Annotated in this window: 23 protein-coding genes; 7 read left to right on the top strand and 16 right to left on the bottom strand. The window is 67.7% G+C overall.

The window, feature by feature from the left end; translation table 11 throughout:
- Positions 1-21: 21 nt before the first annotated feature.
- The 5 genes from lptB to Q9Q79_RS05115 all read right to left on the bottom strand — a co-directional run bounded on the left by lptB (position 22) and on the right by Q9Q79_RS05115 (position 3584).
- Positions 22-741 (bottom strand): LPS export ABC transporter ATP-binding protein, encoded by a 720-nt coding sequence (gene lptB / locus Q9Q79_RS05095; protein ID WP_005408391.1) that lies wholly within the window; start codon positions 739-741, stop codon positions 22-24.
- Complete coding sequence (gene lptA / locus Q9Q79_RS05100; protein ID WP_005408392.1) at positions 741-1292, bottom strand: lipopolysaccharide transport periplasmic protein LptA; 552 nt, start codon at positions 1290-1292, stop codon at positions 741-743. The genes lptB and lptA overlap by 1 nt, the downstream gene beginning before the upstream one ends.
- A gap of 103 nt (positions 1293-1395) precedes the next feature.
- The gene (gene lptC / locus Q9Q79_RS05105) at positions 1396-1971 is read right to left on the bottom strand and encodes an LPS export ABC transporter periplasmic protein LptC (RefSeq protein ID WP_005408393.1); all 576 of its coding nucleotides are present in this window, start codon (positions 1969-1971) and stop codon (positions 1396-1398) included.
- Positions 1968-2516 carry an HAD hydrolase family protein gene (locus Q9Q79_RS05110; protein ID WP_012479346.1) on the bottom strand — a complete coding sequence of 183 codons (549 nt, stop codon included), beginning with the start codon at positions 2514-2516 and terminating at the stop codon, positions 1968-1970. Before Q9Q79_RS05110 ends, lptC begins: the two co-directional genes overlap by 4 nt.
- A gap of 66 nt (positions 2517-2582) precedes the next feature.
- Complete coding sequence (locus Q9Q79_RS05115) at positions 2583-3584, bottom strand: KpsF/GutQ family sugar-phosphate isomerase (protein WP_201861898.1); 1002 nt, start codon at positions 3582-3584, stop codon at positions 2583-2585.
- A gap of 54 nt (positions 3585-3638) precedes the next feature.
- Here Q9Q79_RS05115 and Q9Q79_RS05120 point away from each other — a divergent pair, with 54 nt between their 5' ends.
- The 3 genes from Q9Q79_RS05120 to Q9Q79_RS05130 are packed head-to-tail and all read left to right on the top strand — an operon-like array spanning position 3639 to position 5476.
- Positions 3639-3869, top strand: a complete 231-nt coding sequence (locus Q9Q79_RS05120; protein ID WP_005408396.1) for a BolA family protein — start codon at positions 3639-3641, stop codon at positions 3867-3869.
- 21 nt (positions 3870-3890) lie between these two features.
- Positions 3891-5162, top strand: a complete 1272-nt coding sequence (murA, locus tag Q9Q79_RS05125) for a UDP-N-acetylglucosamine 1-carboxyvinyltransferase (protein ID WP_005412503.1) — start codon at positions 3891-3893, stop codon at positions 5160-5162.
- Positions 5159-5476 (top strand): EF-hand domain-containing protein, encoded by a 318-nt coding sequence (locus Q9Q79_RS05130; protein ID WP_201861899.1) that lies wholly within the window; start codon positions 5159-5161, stop codon positions 5474-5476. Before murA ends, Q9Q79_RS05130 begins: the two co-directional genes overlap by 4 nt.
- Before the next feature lie 139 nt (positions 5477-5615).
- Here the strand turns inward: Q9Q79_RS05130 and Q9Q79_RS05135 are convergent, their stop codons facing one another.
- The 7 genes from Q9Q79_RS05135 to purM all read right to left on the bottom strand — a co-directional run bounded on the left by Q9Q79_RS05135 (position 5616) and on the right by purM (position 10540).
- A complete protein-coding gene (locus tag Q9Q79_RS05135) occupies positions 5616-6299 on the bottom strand; it encodes a DUF3108 domain-containing protein (RefSeq protein WP_005408399.1) in 684 nt (227 codons plus the stop codon).
- Between the two features lie 2 nt (positions 6300-6301).
- Entirely contained in the window at positions 6302-7123 is an 822-nt protein-coding gene (locus tag Q9Q79_RS05140) for a DUF3108 domain-containing protein (protein ID WP_005412504.1), read from the bottom strand.
- Positions 7124-7190: 67 nt separating this feature from the next.
- A complete protein-coding gene (gene purN / locus Q9Q79_RS05145) occupies positions 7191-7850 on the bottom strand; it encodes a phosphoribosylglycinamide formyltransferase (RefSeq protein WP_005412505.1) in 660 nt (219 codons plus the stop codon).
- Entirely contained in the window at positions 7847-8509 is a 663-nt protein-coding gene (locus Q9Q79_RS05150) for a DUF2238 domain-containing protein (RefSeq protein WP_060380282.1), read from the bottom strand. The genes purN and Q9Q79_RS05150 overlap by 4 nt, the downstream gene beginning before the upstream one ends.
- Positions 8510-8550: 41 nt before the next feature.
- Complete coding sequence (locus Q9Q79_RS05155) at positions 8551-8973, bottom strand: hypothetical protein (protein WP_005412507.1); 423 nt, start codon at positions 8971-8973, stop codon at positions 8551-8553.
- Positions 8970-9458 (bottom strand): hypothetical protein, encoded by a 489-nt coding sequence (locus Q9Q79_RS05160; RefSeq protein ID WP_005408404.1) that lies wholly within the window; start codon positions 9456-9458, stop codon positions 8970-8972. The genes Q9Q79_RS05155 and Q9Q79_RS05160 overlap by 4 nt, the downstream gene beginning before the upstream one ends.
- A gap of 23 nt (positions 9459-9481) precedes the next feature.
- Positions 9482-10540, bottom strand: a complete 1059-nt coding sequence (gene purM / locus Q9Q79_RS05165) for a phosphoribosylformylglycinamidine cyclo-ligase (RefSeq protein ID WP_033835549.1) — start codon at positions 10538-10540, stop codon at positions 9482-9484.
- Positions 10541-10639: 99 nt separating this feature from the next.
- On the opposite strand from purM, the gene Q9Q79_RS05170 reads away from it, so the two are divergent.
- The 3 genes from Q9Q79_RS05170 to hda are packed head-to-tail and all read left to right on the top strand — an operon-like array spanning position 10640 to position 13652.
- Positions 10640-11779, top strand: coding sequence for a DUF2066 domain-containing protein (locus Q9Q79_RS05170; protein ID WP_005412509.1), 1140 nt, complete (start codon positions 10640-10642; stop codon positions 11777-11779).
- Positions 11776-12945, top strand: coding sequence for an AI-2E family transporter (locus Q9Q79_RS05175; RefSeq protein WP_005408407.1), 1170 nt, complete (start codon positions 11776-11778; stop codon positions 12943-12945). The genes Q9Q79_RS05170 and Q9Q79_RS05175 overlap by 4 nt, the downstream gene beginning before the upstream one ends.
- Positions 12945-13652, top strand: a complete 708-nt coding sequence (gene hda / locus Q9Q79_RS05180; protein WP_032966477.1) for a DnaA regulatory inactivator Hda — start codon at positions 12945-12947, stop codon at positions 13650-13652. The genes Q9Q79_RS05175 and hda overlap by 1 nt, the downstream gene beginning before the upstream one ends.
- Positions 13653-14171: 519 nt before the next feature.
- On the opposite strand, the gene murU is transcribed toward hda, so the two are convergent.
- The 4 genes from murU to Q9Q79_RS05200 all read right to left on the bottom strand — a co-directional run bounded on the left by murU (position 14172) and on the right by Q9Q79_RS05200 (position 17800).
- On the bottom strand, positions 14172-14882 hold the full coding sequence (gene murU / locus Q9Q79_RS05185) for an N-acetylmuramate alpha-1-phosphate uridylyltransferase MurU (protein ID WP_201861905.1): 711 nt from the start codon (positions 14880-14882) through the stop codon (positions 14172-14174).
- Positions 14879-15904, bottom strand: a complete 1026-nt coding sequence (locus Q9Q79_RS05190) for a phosphotransferase (RefSeq protein ID WP_012479354.1) — start codon at positions 15902-15904, stop codon at positions 14879-14881. The genes murU and Q9Q79_RS05190 overlap by 4 nt, the downstream gene beginning before the upstream one ends.
- A gap of 64 nt (positions 15905-15968) precedes the next feature.
- Positions 15969-16238: a GlsB/YeaQ/YmgE family stress response membrane protein gene (locus Q9Q79_RS05195; RefSeq protein WP_005408411.1), complete on the bottom strand. Its 270-nt coding sequence runs from the start codon at positions 16236-16238 to the stop codon at positions 15969-15971.
- A gap of 68 nt (positions 16239-16306) precedes the next feature.
- Complete coding sequence (locus Q9Q79_RS05200; RefSeq protein ID WP_005408412.1) at positions 16307-17800, bottom strand: M20 family metallopeptidase; 1494 nt, start codon at positions 17798-17800, stop codon at positions 16307-16309.
- A gap of 238 nt (positions 17801-18038) precedes the next feature.
- On the opposite strand from Q9Q79_RS05200, the gene Q9Q79_RS05205 reads away from it, so the two are divergent.
- Complete coding sequence (locus tag Q9Q79_RS05205) at positions 18039-18326, top strand: helix-hairpin-helix domain-containing protein (RefSeq protein WP_043034217.1); 288 nt, start codon at positions 18039-18041, stop codon at positions 18324-18326.
- Positions 18327-18580: the final 254 nt, after the last annotated feature.

The following is an 18580-nucleotide window of genomic DNA, read 5'->3' on the forward strand; positions in this document are numbered from 1 at the left end:
GAAAGGGACCCGGCGACTGCTTCACAGCTTGAAGGAATCCCCGAGGTAGACGCGACGTACATCGGCGTTGTCCAGGATCGCCTCCGGCGAACCCTGGGCCAGCACGCTGCCCTCGGCGAGGATATACGCGCGGTCGCAGATACCCAAGGTCTCGCGCACGTTGTGGTCGGTGATCAGCACGCCGATGCCACGCTGCTTGAGGTGGGTGACGATGCGCTGGATCTCGCCGACCGAAATCGGGTCGACACCGGCGAACGGTTCGTCGAGCAGGATCAGGCGCGGTTGTGCGGCCAGTGCGCGGGCGATCTCGCAGCGGCGGCGTTCGCCACCGGACAGGCTGGCGCCGAGCTGGTCGGCGACATGGCCCAGCTGCAGTTCGTCGAGCAGGCCGTTCAATTCGCGCTCGCGGCCGGCCGAGTCCAGGTCCTCGCGCAGTTCCAGCACCAGGCGGATGTTGTCGGCCACGGTAAGCTTGCGGAACACCGACGGTTCCTGCGGCAGGTAGCCCACCCCCTGCTTGGCGCGGGTGTACATCGGGTCGCCGGTGATGTCCTTGCCGTCGAGCACGATGCTGCCGGCATCGGCGGCCACCAGACCGACGATCATGTAGAAACAGGTGGTCTTGCCGGCACCGTTGGGGCCGAGCAGGCCGACCACTTCACCCGCATCGAGGGTCAGCCCGAAGTCCTTGACCACTTCGCGCTGCTTGTACTTTTTGCGCAGGCCCTTGGCGACGAGCATTACTTCCTGCTCCCGGCCGGCTGTGCCGGCGTGGTGGCCTTGGGCTGTGCCGCAGGCGCGGCCGGGGTCTTGTTCTTCGGCGGGATGACGGTACGCACGCGGCTGCCGTCACCACCGGAGTTCATCTCGCCGGTGCGGGTGTTGTAGACCATGCGCTGGCCGGCATTGGTGCCGCGCGCGCTGGTGACCTTGTAGTTGCCGGTCAGGGTGATGATCTCGGTCTTGATGTCGTAGTCGATGCGATCAGCCAGCGCATCCATCCAGGTGCCGTCATCAAGCTGCTGCTTCATCTTGGCCTGCTTGCCGGTGAACACCACGCGCACGGCCTCGCCGTCCTTGAGGTAGATCTCGGCCTCGGACGAACGCAGGTCCAGCGTGCCCTGGGTGATGATCACACCCTGCGACAGTACGGTCTTGCCGTCGCCGGTGAGCATGCCGGACTGGGCGCCGGAATCGATGTGCATGTCTTCGTTGCGGTCGGTGGACTTGGCGAAGGCGGCGCTGGGGACAAGAAGACCGAGCGCGAGTACGGCGGCAAAGGGAATCTTCATCGGGGTCCGTTCTACCGGTGGGGGCCTGCCGGGCGGGCCGGGGGCGGAGGGTGGGGCTGCCGGCCCTGCGCCTGTCCGGAGACGTCGCGGGCTGGCGGCGGAATCAGCGTTTGGGCGTGTAACGGCCCTTGGACTGGCTGAGGAAATGATACGTGTTGTTCTTCGAATCCACTTCGAAGCCGACGCCGGACTGTTCCATGCCCGGGCGGGTCATGGTCACCAGGGCGTCGGTACGGGCGCGGTTCTCCTTCGGGAACACATCCAGGTGGTCGGTGCGGAAGGTGGTCGGCACCACGCCCGGGCCCGCCGGGCTGTCGCCGGCAACCTTGCCGCGCAGCTTCATCTCGTCGCCCTTGGCGCTGAGCCAGCCGGTCTCGGCACGCAGCGTCCAGTGCTTGCCATCCTTGTCCGGCATCTCGAACAGCGGGGTGGCGATGTTGATGGTCTGGTCGCCGCGCTGGCGTTCCAGCCGCGGTGCGCGCAGGGTGGTCGATTCCTTGCCGTGCTCATCCAGGGCAACGATCTGGAAGTCATGCAGGATGTAATCCACGCCGATTTCCTGGCCCCCCGTGGCTGGACCCTTGTCGCGGTTGCGCAGCGCCGCCCAGCTGCTCAGCAGGGCGGCCAGCAGCAGGCTGATGCCGAGCACGGTGCGCCAGTTCAAGGTGGGCAGGTTCATGCGCCAAACCTCGCCAGCACCGCATCCGTGCGGCCCTGGGCGGCCAGCAGGATGTCGCACAGCTCGCGCGCGGCGCCACGGCCACCCTCGGCGCGGGTCTGCCAATGCACGCGTTCGGCGATCCACGGATGGGCATTGGCCGGGGCCACCGCAAGGCCGACCGCACCCAGCGGCGCCAGATCGGGCAGGTCATCGCCCATGAACGCCACCTGTTCCAGGCCGATCCCGTGCTGCGCACACAGCGCCTGCACGCTGGCCAGCTTGTCGCCCACGGCGATCTGGGTGTCGATGCCGAGGTCGGCGCCGCGCTTGAGCGCGGACTGGCTGTTGCGCGCGGTGATCAGCACGGGGTGGATACCGTGCTGCTGCAGCAGTTTCAGGCCCAGGCCATCCTGCACGAAGTACGCCTTGCTCTCGTTGCCGTCCTTGTCGTAGTACAGCCGACCGTCGGTGAGGGTGCCGTCCACGTCGAAGCAGGCCAGGCGGATCTGGGCCGCAGCGGCATGCAGGTGGGCGGGGAAGGCGGGCAGGGGGGACCAGGGCATCAGGGCGGCAGGCTCGTTATGGGCGGGTGCAGCGTTACAGACTGAATGGGGTCTACGGACTGTCGGTTAAACCACCCGGGCCCGCAACAGGTCATGAATGTTCAGCGCGCCAACCGCGCGGCCCTGGTCATCAACCACGATCAGGCCGGTGATCTTGTGGGTCTCCATCAGGCGGGCGGCCTCGACCGCCAGCTGGTCGGCGCCGATGGTGCGCGGGTTGCGGGTCATCACGTCGGCGATCTTCGCCGTGCGCACGTCCAGCGCGCTGTCCAGCGCACGGCGCAGGTCGCCGTCGGTGAACAGCCCGATCAGCACGCCGTCGGTGTCAACCACGGCGGTCATGCCCAGCCGCTTGCGGCTCATTTCCACCAGCGCCTCGCTGAGGCTGGCGTCGGCGCCCACGCTGGGCAGGTCGTCGCCGGTGTGCATGACGTCGGTGATGTGCAGCAGCAGGCGACGGCCGAGGCTGCCGGCCGGGTGCGAGCGGGCGAAGTCATCGGCGGTGAAGCCACGTGCATCGAGCAGGGCCACGGCCAGTGCATCGCCCATCGCCAGCGAGGCGGTGGTGCTGGAAGTGGGTGCCAGCGCCAGCGGGCAGGCCTCGGCCGGCACGCTCACGTCCAGATGGATGTCGGCGGCGGCGGCCAGGCTGGACTGCGGGCGGCCGGTCATGGAGATCAGCAGGTTGCCCTGGCGCTTGAGCACCGGCAGCAGCATCAGTACCTCGTCCGATTCGCCCGAGTAGGACAGGGCCAGCACGACGTCGTCCTCGGTGATCATGCCCAGGTCGCCGTGGCCGGCTTCACCGGGGTGCACGTAGAACGCCGGCGTGCCGGTAGAGGCCAGGGTGGCGGCGATCTTGCGCGCGATATGCCCGGACTTGCCCATGCCGGTGGCGACCACCCGCCCGCGACTGGCCAGAATCGCCTGGCAGGCCTGCTGGAAGGCCTCGCCGAGGCGGTCGGCCACGGCATCCAGGGCCTGCCGCTCGATCTCGAACACGCGGCGGCCACTGGCAACCAGGCCGGCAGGGTCGACGGAACGGGGGGGCAACAGGGATTCGGCCATGCGGACGCCACGCAGCGGAAGTAGAATGGACCCACATTTTATTAGGAAAGCCCGTTGGACGCCGACACCATCCGCAATCTGATCGAAACCGGCCTGCCTGGCGCCCGCGCCGACGTGCAGGGCGACGATGGCGTGCATTTCGAAGCGACCGTGGTCTGCGAGGCCTTCGCCGGCAAGATGCCGCTGGCCCGCCACCGCATGGTGTATGCCACCCTGGGCGACCTGATGGGCGGCGCGATCCACGCGCTGGCGCTGAAAACCGTGACCCCGGCCGAAGCCGGCTGAACCGCAGAAGATCCCGAATACATGGCCAAGATCGTTGTGACCGGCGGCGCTGCGCTGCACGGTGAAGTGAGCATCTCCGGCGCCAAGAACGCCGTCCTCCCCATTCTCTGCGCGACCCTGCTGGCCGATGCGCCGGTGGAGATCACCAACGTGCCGCACCTGCACGACGTGGTCACCACGGTGAAGCTGCTCGGCGAGCTGGGCGCCAAGGTCACCATCGACCAGGGCACGCTGTCGCGCGGCAGCGCGATCGTGGTCGACCCGCGTCCGGTCAACCAGCACGTCGCACCGTATGAGCTGGTCAAGACCATGCGCGCCTCGATCCTGGTGCTGGGCCCGCTGCTGGCCCGCTTCGGCGCCGCCGAAGTGTCGCTGCCGGGCGGCTGCGCGATCGGCTCGCGACCGGTCGACCAGCACATCAAGGGCCTGCAGGCGCTGGGCGCCGAGATTGTGGTCGAGAACGGCTTCATCAAGGCCAGCGCCAAGCGCCTGAAGGGTGGCCACTTCACCTTCGACATGGTCAGCGTCACCGGCACCGAGAACGTGCTGATGGGCGCGGTGCTGGCTGAAGGGACCACCGTCCTCGACAACTGCGCGATGGAACCGGAAGTGACCGACCTGGCGCACTGCCTGATCGCGCTGGGCGCGAAGATCGAAGGCCTGGGCACCGCCCGCCTGGTGATCGAGGGCGTCGAGCGCCTGTCCGGTGGCCGCCACGAAGTGCTGCCCGACCGCATCGAGACCGGCACCTTCCTGGTGGCCGCGGCGATGACCGGTGGCAAGGTCACGGTCAACCGTGCGCGCCCGAACACCATGGACGCGGTGCTGTCCAAGCTGGTCGAGGCCGGTGCGAAGATCGAGACCACCGACGACAGCATCACCCTGGACATGCAGGGCAGGCGGCCGAAGGCGGTCAACCTGACCACCGCGCCGTACCCGGCATTCCCGACCGACATGCAGGCGCAGTTCATGGCACTCAACTGCGTGGCCGATGGCGTGGGCGTGATCAACGAAACGATCTTCGAGAACCGTTTCATGCACGTCAACGAACTGCTGCGCCTGGGCGCGGACATCCAGGTTGAAGGCCACACTGCCATCGTGCGTGGCAGCGAGCACCTGAGCGGCGCACCGGTGATGGCGACCGACCTGCGTGCGTCGGCCTCGCTGATCTTGGCCGGCCTGATGGCCAGCGGCGATACCACCATCGACCGCATCTACCACCTTGATCGCGGCTACGAGAACATCGAAGAGAAGCTGTCTTCGCTCGGCGCCACCATCCGGCGCGTGCCATGATCCTGCGCGGCAAGTTCAGCCCGCGTCGCAAGGCGCTGCTGGCCCTGGTGCTGATCGTGCTGGCGTGGCTGGGCTATGCCTGGTACGCCAACATCGCCATCACCCAGGGCATCGAGCAGAAGGACATGGACTGGAACGGCGACGGCACGGTCACGCGTGACGAGATCATCGAGTCGTTCTATGCGGTCGCGGTGAACGACAGCCAGGACGGCAACCGTCATTGCCGCACCTTTGTCTGGCGCAGCACCGGCGAGCAGATCCGCGTGGACTGCCGCACCGAGTTCAAGGCGGCGGCGGCCGAGGAAAAGAAGTAAGAAAAACGCCCGCGAAAGCGGGCGTTTTCTTTTCGCGGGGTCCGGGGTCGGAGCCCTTTCCATCGGAAAGGGCTCCGACCCCAGCCACACAACCGGGGTCAGAGCCCATCCCCGAGGGGATGGGATCCGACCCCGGCACTCAGTTCATCGCCTTGATGGTCAGGTCCAGCGCATCGCGGCCGCTCTCACGCTGCAGCATGCGCGCCGGCACCGGGAAGTCCGGCACGATCCAGGCGATCAGCTCCTTGTTGCCATCGGCGCGCGAGACCTTGGTCGCCTCATAACTCTTGCCGGCCACGGTGATCGATTCCTTGCCGATCACGCGGTAGGTCATGTTCTTGATCCGGCCTTCGTCCACCATGCGATAGGTCAGCGGCTTGCCGGCGGCCAGGTCACGGGCGATCGCCAGGTTGATCAGCAGCGCGTCCATGTCGCCTGCTTTCAGCGCGATGGGGCCCGCACGGTCCGGCTTGATGTCGCCGGTCCAGGTGGCCTGGTTGCTGGTCCAGTTGTAGTTGGCCTGCACGTTGCGCTTCTTCACCAGCAGTGCCGAACGATCCTGGCTGCTGAGCGGGCGCAGCTGGCCACGCACTTCCTCGAACACCGTGCTCTGGCTGAGGTCGGCCAGCTGGTTCTTCACCTGCAGGCTGTAGCGCCATTTGTTGCTGCCTTCGCTGGCCAGGGTCATGGTGCCGTTGGCCTGCATGCCCATGTAGCTGGCCAGGTAATCCGCCTTGAACGGTTCCAGGGCCATGGCCGGCAGGCTGGCCACGGTCAGGGCAGCGGCTGCGATCCAGGTGAGGGGGCGGGTCAGGGTATTCATGCTCAGACTCCTTGGTATTCGATCAGGCGCAGGTCGACGCGGTCTTCGCCGTCTTCGCGTTGCAGGATGCGCACCGGGGTGGGGACACCGTTGGCGATCCAGAGAATGGTTTCGTTTCTGCCACCGTTGGTCCGGTAGACCCGCAGCGCGTTGTAGGACAGGTCGCCGACCTCGACGTTCTCGGTCTGCGGCGCGGCCTGGTAGTCGTGTTCGCGGACCTTGCCCATGTCCACGTAGCGGTAATGCATGGTGGCGCCCGGACGCGCATCGCGCATGATCGCCAGGTTGATCAGCAGCGCGCTCTGGTCGCCGGCCCGCAGCGGGATCGGCTGCGCGCGCTCCTTCTTGACGTCGCCGGTCCATTGCGCGGTGCCGGCCTGCCAGTTGTAAGTGCCCACGGCCTTCTTGCCCAGGAACAGGCCCTTGCGCACCGTGCTCTGGCTGAGCGGTGCGTAGACGCCACTGCGCTCCTCGAACACCGTGCTCTGCTCGATGTTCAGGCCGAGCACGCTGGCAAAGCCGCGGCGGCCGACCACCTGCATGTCCACGCGCCACTGGCTGCCGCCGGTGTGGGTGACCTGCATGCTGGCATCACCCGCTTCCTTGCCCTTGTAGAAGGCCTGGTAGGTGGCGGTGAACGGCTGCAGCGGCGGCGGCTCCCAGGCCAGTGCCGGCAACAGCGGCACACTGGGCTCGTTCGGTGGCAGCGCAGCGGGTGTGGGCGGCGGTGAAGCCGCAGGCGGCTGCGCCTGGCCCCAGCCCACAGCGGGAAGCACGGCAAGCGACAACAGCAGTGAAGTGGACAGCAGCGTCGTGGTCTTCATGGAGGACAGGAACCGCAGGAGGGGGCAGGATGCCAGCCCCGCAGTCAGCGGGGCGTGTGCAAGAGCGTTACCGGTTCAGGTTTCCGGCGGAATCTAGGGCCAAGGGGCTAAACAGGGGGTGACCGTCCAGCCAGGGCTGACCCTCCCGTTCAGCCAGGCGGCCCTCGCACAGCAGCTGCAGTGTGGCGATCAGCAGCGGATGCTCCACCGCAAGCACGCGTGCGGCCAGCGCCTGCGCGTCATCGCCGGGCCGCACCGGCACGCGGGCCTGCGCCAGCACCGCGCCGGCATCCAGTTCGGGGACCACCAGGTGCACGCTGGCGCCATGCTCGGCGTCACCGGCCTGCAGCGCCCGCGCGTGGGTGTCCAGGCCCTTGTGCAGCGGCAGCAGCGACGGGTGGATGTTGACCAGGCGGCCATCGAAACGCTGCACGAAGGCCGGACCAAGGATGCGCATGTAGCCGGCACAGACGATCCAGTCCGGCTGTACCGCGGCAAGCGCATCGCCGAGCGCCTGCTCGTAGCTGGCGCGGTCGCTGAATTCCTTCGGTGCATGCGCCCAGCGCAGGCCGGCATCGACACGCAGCAGGGCCTCTGCGGCGGGGCGGTCGGAGAACACGCCGACCACCTCGGCCGGCAGGCGGCCGCTGCCGATCGCGTCGAGGATGGCCTGCAGGTTGCTGCCGCGGCCCGAGGCGAGCACAGCGATGCGGGTTGGGGCGGTCATTGCAGGCAACTCCGGCGGATCAGAGGCCAGGTCAGCAGGCTGCCGACGGTCGCCATCAGCATGTCGGCATGCGCATCCCACATGTCACCCTGCTGGCCGTTGTAGGCTTCGGCGGCATCCGGCGACAGCGCCAGCGCGATGGCCCATTCGAACCATTCGTAGACCAGGCTGGCACACATCACCGTCATCACCGCCAGGGTGAAGGCCTGGCCCAGGCGCAGCGCCGGCCACGCATGACGGGCCAGCTGCAGCAGTGCGGGGGTGAAGCAGACGCCGAACAGGAAGTGGATGAGGCGGTCGAAATGGTTGCGCTGCCAGCCGAAGGCCGCATTCGGCGACCAGCCGGTCAGCATCTGCGCCCAGGCGTCGTAGGGCACGTTGGAATACAGCCAGCGCGCCGCCACGCAGTGCAGGGCGATGAAGCCGCAGATGGCGATGAAGGCGCCGTTGCCCAGCCAGCCGCCGCGGCGGTCAACCCACAGCAGGGCGGCCAGACCGACCACGGTCAGCGTGCTGTGCAGGGCCTGCTCGATGGGCCACAGCGGGTGGATCCAGCTGATCGCGAAGACCGCCAGTACGGCGGCGAAAGCCCACTTCTTCGGGACCGGGAAGCGGCGGGTGGTGGGCGAATCAGACGTCGGGAGGGCAGGCGCGGACATGGGAAATCGATCAGATGAGGACGGGGCGTCTGCCGGCAGGTTCAGGCACTGAGGTGATCACCGCGGTCGAACAGCGCAGCCATTTCCGGCTTGGACAGGAACACCCAGGCATAGGCGGCCAACGCCATGCCCAGTGGTCCAGCCAGCACGCCCAGCCACGCCGCGCGCTGGCACCAGGCCAGCCCGGTGCGATGTGACAGCTGGCGCGCGGTGTGCAGCTGCACGAACCCCAGCACGGCGGCCAGCACGGCGATGGACGCATAGACCGTGGTCAGCATCCAGGCATCCTCCAACCCGCGCGACTGGGCCACCCAGCCGCTGAGGCCGAGGAACGCCACCGCGGCGACCCAGTGGAAACCGGCCAGGGCGTAGAACAGCACTCTCAGTGTCTGCAGATGGCTGGTCAGCTGCAGCTGCGCCAGGGTCTGATGCGGCAGCGGCGGTGGATTGCCGGAGGCGGTCATGCGGTCGCGGCGGGAAGGTCGAAGGCGGCCTTGACCTGCGGGCGCAGCAGGGTGATCAGGCTGAACACCCCCAGCACCGTGCCGACCGGCGTGAACAGGCAAGCCAGGCCAGCCGCGATCAGGCACAGCAGATGGCGACGGCGGCGGGACAGGCAGCGGCCGGCATAGGCCACGAACGCGCCCAGCGTGATGCCACCGAACACGACGACGCAGCCGAGAACGGTGAACACCCAGCCCATCAGGCGCTGTTCCTCCAGCGAGGAGGGCTCGCCGCCGGACTTCATCGGCAGGCTGCCGGTCAACGCGGCGATGCCGATCACGATGTGCAGGATGAAGATCAGCGAGAACAGCACGATCAGGCCACCGACCACGTAGTGTGCGATGGCCAGCATGCGCAGGTGGTCGGCATCCTGCGCGCTGAACGGCGGTACCGTCGCCAGCGGCGGCGGCACGGGGGCGGGCGACAAAGGGGGCGTTGCGTCCATGCGGGGCTCCTGGGTTGCCGGCGTCAGCCGATGTGGACGCGTTCGGCGCCTTCGGCGGTGACCACCTGGCCGATGGTCCAGTGCTCCAGGCCCTGCGCCTTGACTGCATCGGAAACGGCAGCCACCTGGTCCGCTGCGACGATCAGCACGAAGCCGATGCCGCAGTTGAAGGTGCGCCACATCTCGCTGTCGGCCACCGCGCCTTCCTTCTGCAGCCACCGGAACACCGGCGGCAGGGCCCATGACGACGCCTGGATGTCCAGGCCGAGGCCGTCGGGCACTACGCGGATGATGTTCTCGGTCAGGCCGCCGCCGGTGATGTGGGCCATGCCATGGATGGCCTCGCCGTGCGACTTCAGCAGCGACAGGATCGGCTTCACATAGAGGCGGGTCGGTGCCATCAGCGCATCGACCAGCTTCACGCCGCCTTCCAGCTCCAGATCGGCCGGGCGACCGGCGCGGTCGTAGATGCGGCGCACCAGCGAGTAGCCGTTGGAGTGCGGGCCGGAGGAGGCGATGCCGATCAGCACGTCGCCGGCGGCCACGCTGGCGCCGTCCTTCAGCTCGCTCTTCTCCACCGCGGCGACCGTGAAGCCGGCCAGGTCGTATTCGCCGGGGGCGTACATGTCGGGCATTTCAGCGGTTTCGCCGCCGATCAGCGCACAGCCGGCCTCGGTGCAGCCGTTGGCGATGCCGCCCACGACCGCTGCGGCGGTGTCGATGTCCAGCTTGCCGGTGGCGAAGTAGTCCAGGAAGAACAGCGGTTCGGCGCCCTGCACCAGCACGTCGTTCACGCACATGGCGACCAGGTCGATGCCGATCGTATCGTGGCGGTTCAGCTGGTGGGCCAGCTTCAGCTTGGTGCCCACGCCGTCGGTACCCGACACCAGCACCGGCTCGCGGTACTTGTTGGACAGGTCGAACAGGGCACCGAAGCCACCCAGGCCGCCCATCACTTCCGGGCGGAAGCTGCGCTTGACCAGGGGCTTGATCCGCTCGACCAGCGCATTGCCGGCGTCGATATCGACCCCCGCGTCACGATAGGTGAGGGGGGAGGGGGCGGAAGACGGGGTGTTGGTCACGGGCGTCGGCGCTGGCAGGGGTTGAACGGGCGATTTTAACAGGCCGCATTGGCGCAAAGGCCGTATTCGGGCAACAATTCCCCCGGATACGTCGAGCCAATGGATGTCCTGATGCGCCGCAGCCTGATTCTGACCCTGCTCCTTGCGCTGAGCCTGCCGGTGGCCACGATGGCCCAGAGCGGCCTTCGCACCGAGGGTGATGTCGCCACCGCCAGTGGCGCGTACGAGGCCGAAGTGCCCGTCAACAGCCAAGCCGAGGCCGATCGCAACGGCGCCCTGGCCCGCGCCCTGAGCGTGGTACTGGGCAAGCTGTCCGGCGACCGCAGCGTGATGTCCCGCCCCGGCGTGGTGCAGGCGCTGCGCAACGCCAAGGACTACGTGGCCAGCTACGACTACAAGCAGGACCAGAGCGTGGGCGCCAGTGGCGCCCCCAGCTTCCGTACCCTGCTGGTGGCCCGCTTCCGCGAGGATGATGTCGACTCGCTGGTGTCGGCGCTGGGCCTGCCGCTGTGGCCGCAGCCGCGACCGAAGCCGGTGCTGTGGCTGGCTGTCGACGATGGCAGTGGCCCGCGCCTGGTCAGCGTGCAGCAGGCCAACGCCGCCCGGCCGTTGCTGAACCGCGCCATCGAGCGGGGCTACAAGCTGGGCCTGCCCAGTGGTGGCGCCGCCGAACAGGCGCTGGCGGGTGCGATCTGGCGCCAGGACAGTGCCGCCGTGGCCCGTGCCTCCTCGCGCTACTCGCCGCCGATGCAGCTGATCGGCAAGTTGTACCGCGCCAATGGCGGCTGGCAGGCGGACTGGGTGTTCGTCGACAACGGCCGTGAACTGAACAAGTGGACCAGCAAGGACGCCAACGCCATGCGCGCGATGGCGGCCGGTGCCGACGGCGCCGCCGATGCGCTGGTCAAACGCTATGCCAAGGCCGGCGCCGCCGTCGGTCAGGCCGGGACCTACCGTGTGGTGGTCACCGGCATCAACAGCGCCGACGACTACCTGCGTCTGGCCGCCGGCCTGCGCGAGGTGCCGGTGGTGCGCAATGTCACCCCCCTGCATGCCTCGGCTGGCCAGCTGGAGCTGAACCTGGAGATGACCACCGGCCTGGCCGGCTTCAACCGCATGCTGGGCGACAACGGCGTGCTGGCGCCGAGCGCTCCGCTGCCGGCCCTGCCCGCTCCGATCGACGACACCACCGGTACTCCGGTGGCCGCCCCGGTCAGCAACGAGTACCGCCTGCGATGACTCTGACCCCGGAAGCGGAAATCGCGCAGTTCCTGCGCCGCCTGAAATACATCCTGTTCGCCGGCCTGATCGGCTGGGTGGTGTGGCTGCTGGCGCCGATCCTGACCCCGTTCGTGCTGGCGCTGGCGCTGGCCTGGCTGGGTGACCCGCTGGTGGACCGCATCGAGGCCACCGGCCGCTCGCGCATGACAGGCGTAGTGCTGGTGTTTGCGGCGATGGTGCTGGTGATCGTGGCGCTGCTGCTGGTGCTGGTACCGATGATCGAGCGCCAGATCACCACCCTGATCGCGGTTGCCCCGCAGGCACAGGCGTGGCTGATGGAGAAGGGGATTCCCTGGTTCGAGCAGAAGACCGGCCTGGAAGTGATGCAGTGGCTGGACCCGGACCGCCTGATCGAATGGGTGCGCAGCCACTGGCAGCAGGCCGGCGGCTTCGCCACCACGTTCATGGGCTACGTCTCGCGCTCCGGCTTCGCGATGGTGACCTGGGTGGTCAACATCCTGTTGCTGCCGATCCTGGCGTTCTACTTCCTGCGTGATTGGGACAAGCTGGTCGAGCGCGTGGCGTCGGTGATTCCGCGCAACCACATTGGCACCATCAGCGCGTTGGCGCGTGAGTCCAACGAGGTGCTGGGTGCGTTCATCCGCGGCCAGTTCCTGGTGATGCTGGCACTGGGCGTGATCTATGCCGGCGGCCTGTCGCTGGTCGGCCTCAAGCTGGGCCTGCTGATCGGCCTGATTGCCGGTCTGATCAGTTTCATCCCGTACCTGGGCGCGACCACCGGCGTGCTGATGGCGGTGATCGCCGCGCTGGTGCAGGCACAGGGCTTCGACCTGAAGCTGCTGATCCTGGTCGGCGTGGTGTTCACCGTGGGCCAGCTGCTGGAGAGCTACGTACTGACCCCACGCATCGTCGGTGACAAGATCGGCCTGCACCCGGTGGCGGTGATCTTCGCGGTGATGGCCGGCGGCCAGCTGTTCGGCTTCCTCGGCATGCTGCTGGCGCTGCCGGTGGCGGCGGTGACCAACGTGCTGCTGCGCTACGCGCACCAGCGTTACCGCCAGAGCGAGCTGTACGTGGGCGAGAAGCCGGCGATCGTGCTTGACGGCGTGGTCGATGCGCCCCATATCATCGTTCCGAACGAAAAAGGCCCCGACCTGAAGTGATGGGTGTGCCGCAACTGCCGCTGGCCCTGCATTACCCGCAGGACCAGCGCCTGGAGACCTTCATCGGCGCGCCGGATGGCGCGCTGGCGCAGCTGCGCGCGATCGCGGTGGGTGCCAGCCACGATTGGGTCTACCTGGAAGGTGCGGCGGGCACGGGCAAGACCCACCAGGCGCTGGCGATGTGTTCCAGCGCCGAGCAGGCAGGGCGCCTGCCGACCTATGTGCCGCTGGCCAGTGCCGCCGGCCGCGTGCGTGCGGCGCTGGATGGGCTGGAGGCGCGTGAGCTGGTGGCGCTGGACGGCCTGGACGAGGTTGCAGGCAACCGCGACGACGAGATCGCGCTGTTCGATTTCCACAACCGCGCGCGCGCCGCGGGCGTGACCGTGCTGTACACGGCGCAGAAGGCGCCGGAAGCGCTGGGCCTGGTGCTGCCGGACCTGCGTTCACGGCTGGGCCAGTGCGTGCGCGTGCTGCTGCAGCCGCTGGATGAGGAGGGGCGGGCAGCGGTGCTGCGCGAACGCGCGCTGCGACGCGGTCTGGCGATCGACGAGGCATCCATCGAGTGGCTGCTGTCGCACACCGGGCGCGAGCTGGGTGGGTTGATCACGCTGCTGGACTGGCTGGACCGCGAGTCGCTGGCGGCGAAGCGGCGGATCACCGTGCCGTTCCTGCGCCAGGTGCTGGAAGAAGGCCGGCCCCGCTACTGAGGGTGGGGTTTGTTTGCAGGGCTACGCCCTGCACCCGCAGAAGCAACGTCAACGTCAAAAGCGGGCTATCCGTGGGGATGGCGGGGTGGATCCGGTTGCGGGGGGGCGCTGCAAGTACGTCCATGTAAGCTCGGTCGCCGCATCCATGCGGCTCACGCCCCCGCAACCGGACCCACCCCGCCTTCGACAGCTTCCCGCGGTCTGCCGGGACTGCGTACTGCACTGCTGTTGGTGGGTGTCGACCTTGGTCGACACGTGTCTTGCTTGTGGTGGGTGACGACCGTTGGTCGTCACCGGAGCAAGCGCAGCGAAGCGACCCGCTTTTGCCTTTCTTTCCTTTCTTCCGTGGCTGGACGCCCACGGAAACTGTCAGAGGCCGGGCGGGGTGGGTTCGCGGGGGTGTCCGCGGCATGGATGCCGCGGCCAAGCCCCCAGGGACGGGTTCATGGCGTCCCCCGCGAATCCACCCCGCCCGGCCAAGCAAGGCTTCTGCTCTCAAAACATCCAGCCACGAGGGGCTCAGCCGTTCGCTGCCAACTCCACATCCAGCGCGCGCAGGCGATCCACCGTCCCGACATCGGTCCAACGCCCGCGATGGTGCTGCCCCGTCATCAACCCCTGCGCCATGAAATGCTTCTGCAGCGGCACCACCGAGAACTTCGGCGGAACACGCTCGCTACCCGGCGCATCGCCGATCACCGTGCGCCAGTCGGCCACGATGGAGGGGCGATACACGCCGATGCCGGCATAGGTCAGGCACGGCCCTGCGCGGTCGTGGTGCAGCAGGCCCTGCGCATCGAGTCGGTAGTCACCGTCGGGGTGTTGCGCCGGATTGTCGACCAGCACCAGGTGTGCCTGGCCCTGCGGCTCGCGCGGCAGCGTGGCGAAATCGAAATCGGTCCAGATGTCGCCGTTCACCACAAGGAACGGGGCATCGCCCAGCACTGGCAGGGCGTTGAGGATGCCACCGCCGGTTTCCAGCGGGATCTGCCCTTCGTACATGAAATGCAGGCGCAGGCCCCATTGGCTGCCATCGCCCAGCGTCGCCGGGAACTGTTCGGCCAGCCATGCGGTGTTGACCACCACCTCGCGCACGCCGAGTGCGGCCAGGCGTTCCAGGTGCCAGACGATCAACGGCTTGCCAGCCACTTCCAGCAGCGGCTTGGGCGTGTGCAGGGTCAGCGGGCGCATGCGCTCGCCGAGGCCGGCGGCAAAGACCAGCGCCTTCATCGGGCCACGCGCATCGGTGCACCCAGCTCGGCCAGCGCCGGCTTGATGCGCTCGTCCAGCAGCTGCTGCAGCGGTGCCAGTTCCCGATAGCGCGGCAGCACTTCATCCAGATAGGTGATGAAGCGCGGTGCGTCGTCGAGGTAATGGCCCTTGTTGTCGCGGTAACGCAGCCGGCAGAACAGGCCCAGGATCTTCACGTGGCGCTGGATGCCCATCCAGTCGGCATCGCGCAGGAAGGTGGCGCGGTCGGGCACCGGCAGGCCGGCGTCACGGGCACGCTCGTGGTACTGCGCCAGCCACTCGTCCACACGCTCCAGCGGCCAGCTAAGGAACGCGTCCTTGAACAGGCTCATCGCGTCGTAGGCGATCGGGCCGCGCACCAGGTCCTGGAAATCCAGCACTGCGGGACCATTTTCGACCGGCATCAGATTGCGCGGCATGTAATCGCGGTGGGTCATCAGCTGGGCCTGGCCCAGCGCGTTGTCCATCAAGCGGCGGTGTACCAGCTGCAGCCCTTCGATCTCGCCGCAGTCCAGCTCCAGGTTCAGGTGGCGCTGCAGGAACCATTCGTCGAACAGGCCGGCATCGCGCTGCAGCAGTGCTTCGCCAAACTGGCCGAAGTCGGTCGGCACCGGGATCGCCTGCAGATGCAGCAGCTGTTCGATCGAACGGCCGAACCATTCATCGGCATTGCGCTCGTCGAGGATCCTGGCCAGGGTCGGGCCGCCGAGATCTTCCAGCAGCAGGAAGCCGGCATCCAGATCCTGCGCCAGCAGCGCGGGCACGCGCAGGCCGTTGTCGTGCAGCAGGCCGCGCATGCGCAGCCACGGCCTCGGATCTTCCAGCCCCGGCGGGGCATCCATCACGATGTGGCTGCCGCGCGTGCTGGTGGCGCGCCAGTAGCTGCGCATGCCGGCATCGACCGAGGCGCGTTCGACCACCGCGTTGGCATCATCGAGCTGGGTACGGGCCCACTGCAGGCGCTGCGCGCTGCGCTGGGGATCGGAGGCGGGTTCGGTCATGCAGGCATATCCGGGCGCGCCGGGCGCGCCAACGTCGGGAACAGGAAGGGAAGGAGGGACGGGGTCAGCGACGGCCGCTGAACAGGCGCAGCACGGCCAGCACGGCCACCGCACCCACTACCGCACCGAGGAAACCGGCCGGCTCACCGGGGGCGTACCAGCCCATGTACTGGCCGAACCAGCCGGCCACCAGGGCGCCAAGGATGCCCAGCACGATGGTCAGCAGGCAGCCCATGCGGTTGTTGCCGGGCATGAAGAAACGCCCGAGCAGGCCGACGAAGAAGCCGACCAGGATGATGTAGAGCCAGCTGCTGCTGCCGAACAGACCATTCATGCGCGCGATTTCCGCCAAGGGTGGACGCAGCCTAGCAAGGCCAGGCTGCGTCCGTCACGGGTGCCGGATCAGCAGCAGCCGTGGTCGCCGTGGCGGGTGCCGCTGTCGGCAGCCACCGGCGAACCGCTGGTCTCGCCGCGCAGGCTGGCCGCGTAGTGCTCGCTGATCACCTTGGACACGCAGGCGGTGACCTTCTTGCCCATCGGGATGTGCAGGAACTCGTTCGGGCCGTGCGCATTGGAGTGCGGGCCGAGCACACCGGTGATCATGAACTGCGCGCCCGGGAACTTCTCGCCCAGCATGCCCATGAACGGGATCGAGCCGCCTTCGCCCATGTACATCGCCGGCTTGCCGAAGAAGGCCTGGCTGGCGTCGTCGATGGCCTGGGTCAGCCACGGCGCCATGGCCGGGGCGTTCCAGCCGGTGGAGGCCTTTTCCAGGTCCAGGGTGACCTGCGCGCCGTTCGGCGGGTCGCGCAGCAGCGCTTCCTTCAGCAGCTCGCCGCAGGTCTTGCCATCGGCCGTCGGCGGCAGGCGCAGCGACAGCTTCACCGAGGTCTGTGGGCGCAGCACGTTGCCGGCCGATTCCAGCGGCGGCATGCCACCGACGCCGGTGACCGACAGCGCCGGGCGCCAGGTGCGGTTGAGCACCAGCTCGGTGAGGTCCTCGTTCATCGGGCGCAGGCCGTCGACCATCGGGAACTTCTCGAAGATCTCGGTATCCACCACTTCGGCGGCGCGCTTGGCCTGTTCCAGGCGTTCGGCCGGGATCTCGACGTTCATGCCGTCGATCAGGATGCGGCCGGTCTCCTGGTCCTCGATGCGCGAAAGGATCTGGCGCAGCAGGCGGAAGCTGGACGGGATCACGCCGGAGGCATCGCCGGAATGCACGCCTTCGTTGAGCACCTTCACGGTGAAATTGCCGCCGGTCAGGCCGCGCAGCGAGGTGGTGCACCACAACTGGTCGTAGTTGGCGCAGCCCGAATCCAGGCAGACCACCAGCGACGGCTTGCCGATGCGGTCGGCGAGGTGGTCGACGTAGGCTGGCAGGTCGTAGCTGCCCGACTCTTCACAGGCTTCGATCAGCACCACGCAGCGCGCGTGCGGCAGGCCCTGGGCCTGCAACGCCAGCACGGCGGCCAGCGAGCCGAAGATGGCGTAGCCGTCATCGGCGCCGCCGCGGCCATACAGCTTGTCGCCGCGCAGGACCGGGGTCCACGGGCCGAGGTCGTCGTCCCAGCCGGTCATTTCCGGCTGCTTGTCCAGGTGGCCGTAGAGCAGGATGGTGTCGTCGCCGGTCTCGGCGCCGGTGGCCGGAATTTCCAGGAAGATCAGCGGCGTACGGCCTTCCAGGCGCACCACTTCAACCTTCAGGCCGGGCAGCTGCTGGGCCCTGGCCCAGTTCTCCATCAGCGTGACCGCCTGTTCCATGTAGCCGTTCTGCACCCAATTGGCGTCGAACATCGGCGACTTGTTGGGAATGCGGATGTAGTCGACCAACTGCGGGACGATCTCGCTGTCCCACTTGTCATTGACGAATTGGCCGAGCTTGGCGCTGTCCATCTGAAACTCCGGTTGCATGGGCTGATGCGGCCATTCTACGCCTGTGCCACGGGTAGGGTTTTTCCTACATCACGTCGGGTATTTGGCTGGCTTACGGAAATCCGGGAAACCGATAGGCTGTGTGCATGTGGTGACGGACACTGTTCCTACCGACGGGATTGCCGGTCGGGGCGGCCAGAATCACAGGGAGATACACGTTGTGCCTTGGTTTGTCGTGTTGAGGGCACTGGTGCTGGTCATGGGGATCGCTGGGGCGCATGCCGCCGAACCGATCGACATCAACCGCGCCGATGCCCAGGCGCTGCAGCAGGGATTGACGATGGTCGGAGCCGCCAAGGCCGAGGCGATCGTCGAGCACCGGCGCAGACACGGCCCGTTTCATCGCGTCGAGGACCTGACGCAGGTGAAGGGGATAGGGAAAGCAATCGTCGAACGGAATCGACAGCGGATCACCGTAGGCAACAGGTTGTTGCCGGCGGATCCGGTACCCGGATCGGTACCGGTGCGGACCGTACCGAGGCGCTGACAGCAGGAATCGTCGGAACCGGCAGGAAGCTGGTTCAGCGGTCACGGACAGGACGGCCGTGACCACCGACCGCCGCAGGACGCGGCACCAATCACCAGGATGGTGGCATCACAGACCTGTGGAAGGGGCTGAGATACAAACAGGACAGACGCGGCCGCGTGCAGGATGCAACGCTACCCCCACAGCGCAGGATGCGAGGGGGCGGCAGCAGGCCGACAAGGACGTAACGATTGCCCGGTACGACACATGGCTGT

This window comes from Stenotrophomonas sp. a6 (assembly GCF_030913325.1).
Classification (GTDB): Bacteria; Pseudomonadota; Gammaproteobacteria; order Xanthomonadales; family Xanthomonadaceae; genus Stenotrophomonas; species Stenotrophomonas maltophilia.